Below are 8,419 nucleotides of genomic sequence, written 5' to 3'. Positions count from 1 at the left end.
GGTGCCCTGAGGGGACACCGGGTCGCGGCCGTTGCACGTGGCGGGTCCGCCCCGGGTCAGGAGGCTTCGGCGCCCGGAGACTGCTGGGCTCCGGACTCCTGCTGCTGGCCTCCCTGGTTCTCGCCACCGGTCGAGCCGTCGCCGGTACCGGTGCCACCGTCACTGCCGGTGGAGCCGCTCGGGGACGGGTTCGGGGACGGGGACGTAGAGGGGTCCGGCGAGTTCTTGCCGCCGTCGGACGGACTCGGGGTCGGCGAGGGGGTGCCCTGCTCGTCACCCTTGCCGGTACCGCTCTCGCCGGACCGGCCGGGGTCCGGGGTCGGCTCGTCGCTGCTGCCGTGCCGCCGGCCGTCACCCGTGGAGTGACCGGGGTCGGGCGACCGCGGGGTACTGGGCTGGTGCCGGCTCGGTCCCCCCGTGCGGGTGAGGTTGCTCAGCGTGGTGCCCTGTTCGCCGCTCGGCGTCTGCCCGGTGATCAGCTCGGTGCCGGTGACCGCCCCCATGGCGAGCACGAAGACCGCGAGCGCGCCGAGCGCCGGCCGCTTCCAGCCGCGCAGCCGCGTGCCGTACGTCGTGGTGCTGAGCTCCTCGGGCCGTCCGGCCGGGGGCCACACGCCGACGGCAGCGGCCGGGCGGGCGGGCGCCTGGCCCAGCGCCGCGGTCCGCTCGTCGAGACGCGGCACCAGTTGCGTCCTGTCGGTGGGCCGGGCCGGGCCGGCGCCGTCCACCGCGTGCAATGCGCGGGTCGCGCCGGCGTCGGCGGGGTGCAGCATCCGCGTCGCCTCGTCGGCCGGCGGAACGGGGTGGGCACTTGCCGGGTCGCGGCGGCGGGCCTGTTCGGCCCGCGGAATCAGCTGGGTACGGGCCGTGCCGGGCCCGGAGGTCTTCGCGGCGACGGAGGTGACCTTGTCCTCCGTGCCCTGCTTGTCGAAGGTCGGCAACACCATGGTGGGGCCGGCCTGCGGTGCGTGCGGTGTGGTGGATCGATGACGGGTGGAGGAGGAGCGGCGTGGCTTCGGCCGGGTGGTGACCGTCGCCTCCTTGATCTGTTCGCCGGTGCGGCGGAACAGGTGCTGGAATATCGAGCCGCCGGTCGTGGCCACGACACTGACCACACCCGCGCCGATGATGGTTCCGTAGACGCCGAGGCGTCCCGCGAGGAACGCGGCGACGGCCGCAGCGAGGGCGCTGCCGGCTACCTGAGCAACGCTCAGATCAATCCGCTTCTCCTTCTTCTTCGTGGCGCTTTCGGTTTCTTCGTCCATCTCCAACCTTTGATAGCCCCTTCGATCCATCTTGCATGGAGAAGTGACCAATTGGCGGAGTGATTAGTTCCGAATTTGGGGAATCTGTGAAACTCGCCACCCGTGTGCCTGGTAGAGAGGTCGACAAGGCGACTCAACTCCGTTGTCCGCCCATAAGTTCAGCGGCGCGGCGGTCCACCTCGGTGGCCCGAATGGAGTACTGTGGCGAGCCCTGGCCCCGGTTCCCGTCCGGCTGCCCGGAACCCGCGGGAGGGGCCCTGAAGGCGGCACTCGCCCGGGGCGCCGCCGCTCGGCACGGGTGATCGGCACAGGACAAGCGGCATGGTCACTGAGCGTTGCGAACAGGTAACCGTGTCATAACGGCGTTTCAGGGCCAAGCCCCGACACGCCGGGCAACTCGGCAATGTTGTGGCAGGCTGCACCCGGGCAGGCCACACTCGACTAGCGGAAGCAGCGACGCACGTGACGTCGGCAGGCACCACCCGGGAGGTCCCCATGCCCGAACTGCGTGTCGTGGCCGTCTCCAACGACGGCACACGGCTGGTGCTCAAAGCTGCGGACAGCACCGAGTACACGCTTCCGATCGACGAACGGCTGCGCGCCGCCGTCCGCAACGACCGTGCGCGGCTGGGCCAGATCGAGATCGAGGTCGAGAGCCATCTGCGCCCGCGGGACATCCAGGCGCGGATAAGAGCCGGAGCCTCCGCCGAAGAGGTCGCCCAGCTCGCCGGTATCCCCGTCGACCGGGTGCGCCGCTTCGAGGGCCCGGTGCTCGCCGAACGCGCCTTCATGGCCGAGCGGGCCCGTAAGACCCCGGTGCGTCGGCCCGGTGAGAACACCGGGCCGCAGCTCGGTGAGGCGGTCGCGGAGCGGCTGCTGCTGCGCGGCGCCGACAAGGAAAGCGTCCAGTGGGACTCCTGGCGCCGGGACGACGGCACCTGGGAGGTGCTGCTTGTCTACCGCGTCGCGACCGAACCGCACTCGGCGAGCTGGACCTACGACCCGCCCCGGCGACTCGTCCAGGCCGTGGACGACGAGGCGCGGGCGCTGATCGGCGAGAGCGACGACACGCCCGAACCGAGCTTCCCGTTCGTACCCCGCATCGCGCGGCTGCCGCGCGACCGGCCGCTGGACCGCGCGCTGGACCGGCAGACGCCCGAGCGCAGCGAGCGTGCGCAGCAGTCCGGCGGGGACGACGGTGAGCCGCGGGTCGCTGAGGAGGCCGTCGGTGAGCGGGAGCGTGAGCGGGATTCGCTGACCAGTCTGCTGGAGGCGGTACCGAGCTTCCGTGGCGACATGGTCGTACCGGACAGCGCCAAGGCGCCGCAGACCGACGAGGAGCCCGCGGCCGAGGTCGAGGAGCCGCCCGCCCCGGCGGCGAGTGCGGGCGCGGGTTCCGCGTACGCCGATGTACTGATGCCGCGGGCCGTGGCTGGCCACCGCGACCGGCTGACCGGGACGACGGACCGGCAGGCCGAGGCCGACGGCGTGCGGCCCGGACGCCGGGCCGCGGTGCCCAGCTGGGACGAGATCGTCTTCGGCACCCGGCGAAAGAAACCGGAGTAGCGGGGCGGCCTGCCCGGCAGCTCCCCACGGAAAAGACCCGTCCGCCCGTCCCCTGCTTCCAGGGGGCGGGCGGACGGCGTCGTACGGGGCCCGTCACCGGCCCCTTCACGGGCCCCGGCGGGGGCTCAGCCGGGCTGTGCGCCGGTGGCAACCGGACGGGACGGGTCGGCGGACCATTCGCTCCAGGAGCCGACGTACAGGGCCGCGGGGATGCCCGCGACCGCGAGGGCCAGCACCTGGTGGGCCGCCGAGACGCCGGAGCCGCAGTAGACGCCGACCTCCGCGTCCGGGGTGGCGCCCAGCGACGCGAACCGCTCGGCCAGTTCGGACGCGTCGCGGAAGACCGTGCCGCCCTCGGCGACGTTCTCGGTCGTCGGCGCGGACACGGCGCCCGGGATGTGGCCGGCGACCTTGTCGATGGGCTCGACCTCGCCGCGGTAGCGCTCGGCGGCCCGCGCGTCCAGGAGGACACCGCGGCGGGCCAGCGCGGCCGCGTCGTCCGCCGTCAGCAGCGTCAGCGCCCCGGGCGCGGGCGTGAAGTCACCTGCCGACGGAGTCGACTTGTCGATGCTCATGGCTCCACCGGATGCCTGCCAGGCGGCGAGGCCGCCGTCCAGGACACGCACATCCGGGTGACCCGCCCAGCGCAGCAGCCACCAGGCGCGGGCTGCGGCCCAGCCCTGGCCGCCGTCGTAGACGACGACGGGACGGTCCGTGCGGACACCGGCGGCCCGCATCGCCGCGGCGAAGACCTCCAGGTCCGGGAGCGGGTGCCGGCCGGCCGCACCGGGGGGCGAGGCCAGTTCGCTGTCGAGATCGACATAGACCGCGCCGGGCACATGGCCGGCCTCGTACTCGGGGCGACCGGGCGGGCCGCCGAGCTGGTAACGGACGTCCAGGAGCACCGGAGCGGCGGGCTGTGCCAACTCGCTCGCGAGTTCGGTAGCGGTGATGATGGCATTCATGGGACTCATCCTTGCGTAGCGACGACTACGTACAGAAGGCGGGTGCCCACCCTCCGTATGACGCAGTTACGCCGTGGCGTAACGTCGCCGAAACGGGTGGGAAACGTCAAAACGGGCATTCTCCCTCGCGAACGTGCCGTGGACGGCGCGGCCGGGGCGCACAGCAGGTCACAGGGTGCGAGCATCTGCTCGGGACCCGCGCCCGTACCGCACGTACCGCACATGGTCAGCACACCGACGCTCCGAGGAGAGAGTGACAATGACGACCGAGGCAGCGACTCGGCGGATGCCCGGCGCGCCCTGCTGGGTGAGCCTCCTGGCCAACAGTCTGTCCGCGACGCAGGAGTTCTATGGCGCGCTGTTCGGTTGGGAGTTCCGCCCGGGGCCGCAGCATTTCGGTCCGTACGCCCGGGCCTTCCTCGACGGCAGAGAAGTCGCCGGGGTCGGCGAACTGGCGCCCGACCGCCATCTCCCCGTCTCCTGGACCACGTATCTGTCCAGCGATGACGCGGATGTGACCGCCGAACAGATCCGTTGCTGCGGCGGGACGGTGGGCGTCGGCCCGCTGGACGCGGACGACGACGCCGGGCGGATGGCGATCGGCTCCGACCCGCAGGGCGCGATCTTCGGCATCTGGCAGGGCAGGTCGATGATGGGCACCGCGATCACCGGGGAACCGGGCACCGCGGTGTGGAACGAACTGGTCACCCAGGACACCGAATCCGTCGGGCCGTTCTACGAGCACGTCTTCGGCTTCGAGGCGGAGCCGGCGGCCTCGGCCGACCTCGACTATCTGACGCTGCAGCTCAAGGGACAAGCGGTGGCCGGCATCCACGGGGTGGGCAACGCGCTGCCACGCGACCGCGGCTCCCACTGGATGACGTACTTCGCCGTCTCCGACACCGACGCGGCGTCCCGCCGGGTCACCGAACTGGGCGGCCGTGTGCTGCAACCGCCCCGGGACTCCGCACACGGGCGCCTGGCGACGGTCGCCGACAGCGAGGGCGCGGTCTTCACGATCCTCCAGCAGCACTGACCGCCGGTCACGACAGCCCTTACCCCGCTTCGGCGGCCGCGCCGTCGGCGTCTGGCCCCTTGCCGCGAGGCTCTCCGCCGATGCCGGCGGCCCCGCCGGCTACTTCGTGCTGTCGACCGGCAGTACGTCCGGCGAAAGCGCGGCCGCGCGGGCGGTCGCCGAGGTCTGGCGGCGGCGGTGGTGACGTCGGCACAGCACCTCGTAACCGACCTCGGCCGGCGGGCTGTCCACATCACCGACGACATCGCCGACGACGACCTGTGCGCCCTCGACGACCATCCGGCCGTCCACCGTGCGGGCGTTGTGCGTGGCGCGGGCGCCGCACCAGCACAGCGCCTCGACCTGCAGCACCTCTATTCGGTCGGCCAGTTCGACCAGGCGCTGGGAGCCGGGGAAGAGCTTGCTGCGGAAGTCGGTGGTGATGCCGAAGGCGAAGACGTCCAGTTCGAGGTCGTCGACCACGCGGGCGAGTTGGTCCACCTGTTCGGGGGCGAGGAACTGCGCCTCGTCGGCGATCACATAGTCGACCCGGCCGCCGGAGGAGAGCTGGCCGACGACGTGGGCGTAGAAGTCCATGCCGTCCGCCGCCTCGACGGCCTCGGTGACCAGGCCGAGGCGGGAGGAGAGTTTGCCGCGGCCGGCCCTGTCGTTGCGGCTGTATATGAGGCCTTGCAGTCCACGGGACGAGCGGTTGTGCTCGATCTGCAGAGCGAGTGTCGACTTTCCGCAGTCCATCGTTCCGGAGAAGAACACCAGCTCGGGCATGGGAAGTTGCGGGCCTTTCGGGCTCGTGGGGAGGGGCGGGGCGAGAGGCCGGCGGCGGACTGGAGGCCGGCGGTCGATGGGCGGGCGGCGGGAGCCGTAAGGGTCAGGTACGGACTTCCAGGAGCGGCACCAGCTGCTCCATCGGCGTCATCGAGCCGTGCATCCCGACCATCTCCGACTCCCGGGGCTCCTGTTCGGTCGCGATGATCACCATGTCGGCGTGCGCGGCCGCCACCACATCACCGATCCGGGCGCGCACCCGGTCGTCGACATACGGTCCGAACCATCCCGCGGCGATGGCCTCTTCGCGGCTCGCCACCCACATCTGCTCGCCGACCACCTCGCGCCATACGGCGAGCACATCGGCGGCCGCGCCCTTGTGCGCGTACACATGCCGGGCCCGGCCCTCACCACCCAACAGGCGTACGCCGGCGCGCAGTTCCCAGTCCTCGTCGAAGTCGATCCGGGACTCCGGGTCGAAGGGGATGTCGATCATGCCGTGGTCGGCGGTGATGTAGAGCGCGCTGCGCGGCGGGAGCTGCTCGGCCAGCCGCTGCGCGAGCCGGTCGACGTACATCAACTGGCCGCGCCAGGCATCGGAGTCGACGCCGTAGCGGTGTCCCTTGCCGTCGACCTCGGAGTAGTACGTGTAGACCAGCGAACGGTCGCCGGCGGCGAGCTGCTGGGCGGCGAGGTCCATCCGGTCCTCGCCGGAGAGCCGGCCGTGGAAGGTGCCGCCGCTGAGCGCGACCTTGGTGAGCGGGGTGTGCTGGAAGTTCGGCGCGGAGACCTGGCAGGTGTGGACGCCGGCGGCGTCCGCGAGCTGGAAGACCGTCGGATACGGCTGCCAGGCGTACGGGTCGGTCCACGGATACCAGCGCAGCTGGTTCATCAGGGCGCCGGTGGCCGGGTCCTCGCAGGTGTATCCGGGCAGTCCGTGGGCGCCCGGCGGCAGGCCGGTGCCGACCGAGGCGAGCGAGGTGGCCGTGGTGGAGGGGAAGCCCGCGGTGAGCGGACGGCCGGTGCCGTTGAACGACGTCCCCAGGAGCGAGCCGAGAAACGGCGCCTCCTCCGGGTGGGCGCGCAGCAGCTCCCAGCCGAGGCCGTCGATCAGGAAGACGCAGGCCCGGTCTGCGGGGGCCAGCTCCATCGTCGTGGCGAGGTCGGCCACCCCCAGCCCGGCGGCGATGGTGGGCAGCAGATCGGCGAGTGAGGCGGTGCCGTACTGCGGCACCGGGGCGCCGAGGGGGTCGAGCGGTTCGGGTTCCGGCCAGGCGGGGGCGATGTGGACCATCAGCGGGCAGTGGTGGTGGCCGCGGTGGCCTCGGAGAGCGCCTGGGCGAAGGTGAGCGTCTCGCGCACCGAGTCCGGTCCGTCGCCGGCCTCGCTCACCCGCAGCGAGAGGTCGTCGGCGGTGGAGGAGCCCGTGTAGCCGTGGTCCGCCTCGCAGTTGGGGTCGCCGCAGGCGGCCGGCTCCAGGTCCAGGCGGGCGACGGCGCCCCAGCCGATGGTCAGCACGACCTCGCGGGGCAGCTGGCCCGGGGTGTACGACTCGGGGTTGGCGACCACGCGGCTGAGCACCACGGAGGAGATCCGGCCCAGCTTGACGGACTCGGTGGAGGTGGTGGCGTACGGCGACGGGGAGGTGGCGTCGGCGGCCTGCTCGTCGGTGTGGCTGACGATGAAGCGGGTGCCGGTCAGGACCAGGACGGTGACATGGCGGCGGACCTCGTTGGCGTCGAAGGTCGTCTCCTGATGGACGAGGTACGAGACCACCGGCTCCCCGCCGACCGCGGCCTGCACCGCCTCGGCCACGAGCGTCGGGTAGTAGCCACTGCGCTCGATCGCCGCGCGCAGCCCCTGGGTCGTCGTACCGGTCTTAGCCATGGGGTCCATCCTACGGGGCCTGCCGGCCTCTACGGCCCCCAGCGGTGACGGTGACGGGCTCCTCAGTACGTGGGCAGCCGGCGGGGGCCCAGGTCGGTCGTGGCGGGGGCCCGGGCCAGCCGGACGGTGGCTCCCAGGACGGAGAGGCCGTGCGGGGCGACGACGACCGGTTCGAGGTCCACACCGACGACCTCGGGGTGATCGTCGACGAGCCGGGAGACCCGCAGCAGCAGCTCCTCCAGGGCGGCGGTGTCCACGGGCTGGGAGCCGCGCCAGCCGAACAGCAGGGGCGCAGCCCGGATCGAGCGGATCTGCTCGGCGACCTCACGGTCGGTGGCGGGGATGAGGCGGTGGGCGATGTCGCCGAGCAGCTGGGAGGGGGCTCCGGCCAGGCCGAAGGAGAGGACGGCGCCGGCGGCCGGGTCGATGGCGGCGCGGATGACCGTGTCGACGCCGCGCGGCACCATCGACTGCACGACCGGGCGCAGCTCTTCGGGAGAGCCGAGGAAGTCGGTCAATTCGCTGTACGTGCGGCGGAGTTCGGCCTCGCCGGCGATGTCCAGGCGGACGCCGCCGAGGTCGGCGCGGTGGCGTAGATGGGGGGCGGTGGTCTTGAGGGCCACCGGATAGCCGAGGCGGGCGGCGGCGCGGACGGCGGTGTCCGGGTCGGGGGCCGGGAGGACGGGGCGGGTGTGGATGCCGTAGCGGGCGAGCAGGGCCTCGGCGTCCTGGGGCGGCACGGGGACGGAGCGGCCGGTCGGGGCATCCGGGGTGAGCCGGTCCAGGAGGCGCTCGATGTCGGCGCCGGCGGCCGCCTCCTGGATGTCGTCGTACTCGGGCACCCGGCCCGGTTCGGCGGCCTCCCGGCGCCAGGCGGCGTAGCGGACGGCCTCGGCGAGCGCGCGCACGGCGCGCTCGGCGGCGGGGTAGGCGGG

Annotated in this window: 8 protein-coding genes; 2 read left to right on the top strand and 6 right to left on the bottom strand. The window is 72.7% G+C overall.

The annotated features are described in order from the left end of the window. Positions 1–56 precede the first annotated feature (56 nt). Positions 57–1,265 (bottom strand): hypothetical protein, encoded by a 1,209-nt coding sequence (locus DY245_RS35295; protein ID WP_128511180.1) that lies wholly within the window; start codon positions 1,263–1,265, stop codon positions 57–59. A gap of 495 nt (positions 1,266–1,760) precedes the next feature. Between DY245_RS35295 and sepH the strand changes: the two genes are divergently transcribed. Beyond that, positions 1,761–2,831 (top strand): septation protein SepH, encoded by a 1,071-nt coding sequence (sepH, locus tag DY245_RS35290; protein ID WP_128511179.1) that lies wholly within the window; start codon positions 1,761–1,763, stop codon positions 2,829–2,831. A gap of 125 nt (positions 2,832–2,956) precedes the next feature. On the opposite strand, the gene DY245_RS35285 is transcribed toward sepH, so the two are convergent. Then, positions 2,957–3,796, bottom strand: a complete 840-nt coding sequence (locus DY245_RS35285) for a sulfurtransferase (RefSeq protein ID WP_128511178.1) — start codon at positions 3,794–3,796, stop codon at positions 2,957–2,959. A gap of 259 nt (positions 3,797–4,055) precedes the next feature. On the opposite strand from DY245_RS35285, the gene DY245_RS35280 reads away from it, so the two are divergent. Next, entirely contained in the window at positions 4,056–4,832 is a 777-nt protein-coding gene (locus DY245_RS35280) for a VOC family protein (protein ID WP_128511177.1), read from the top strand. Between the two features lie 99 nt (positions 4,833–4,931). Here DY245_RS35280 and DY245_RS35275 read toward each other — a convergent pair whose 3' ends face one another. The 4 genes from DY245_RS35275 to DY245_RS35260 all read right to left on the bottom strand — a co-directional run. Then, the gene (locus tag DY245_RS35275) at positions 4,932–5,597 is read right to left on the bottom strand and encodes a thymidine kinase (protein ID WP_128511176.1); all 666 of its coding nucleotides are present in this window, start codon (positions 5,595–5,597) and stop codon (positions 4,932–4,934) included. 103 nt (positions 5,598–5,700) lie between these two features. Beyond that, on the bottom strand, positions 5,701–6,891 hold the full coding sequence (locus DY245_RS35270) for an alkaline phosphatase family protein (protein WP_128511175.1): 1,191 nt from the start codon (positions 6,889–6,891) through the stop codon (positions 5,701–5,703). Further along, a complete protein-coding gene (locus tag DY245_RS35265; protein WP_128511174.1) occupies positions 6,891–7,484 on the bottom strand; it encodes a DUF5998 family protein in 594 nt (197 codons plus the stop codon). The genes DY245_RS35270 and DY245_RS35265 overlap by 1 nt, the downstream gene beginning before the upstream one ends. A gap of 62 nt (positions 7,485–7,546) precedes the next feature. Next, the coding region (locus DY245_RS35260) for an acetate--CoA ligase family protein (RefSeq protein WP_181924015.1) at positions 7,547–8,419 on the bottom strand (873 nt) is incomplete at its 5' end.

It is taken from the genome of Streptomyces inhibens, assembly GCF_003389455.1.
In the GTDB taxonomy this organism is placed as follows: Bacteria; Actinomycetota; Actinomycetes; order Streptomycetales; family Streptomycetaceae; genus Streptomyces; species Streptomyces inhibens.
Note: the sequence above shows the minus strand (reverse complement) of the source record. Positions and strands in the feature narration are given on the sequence as shown.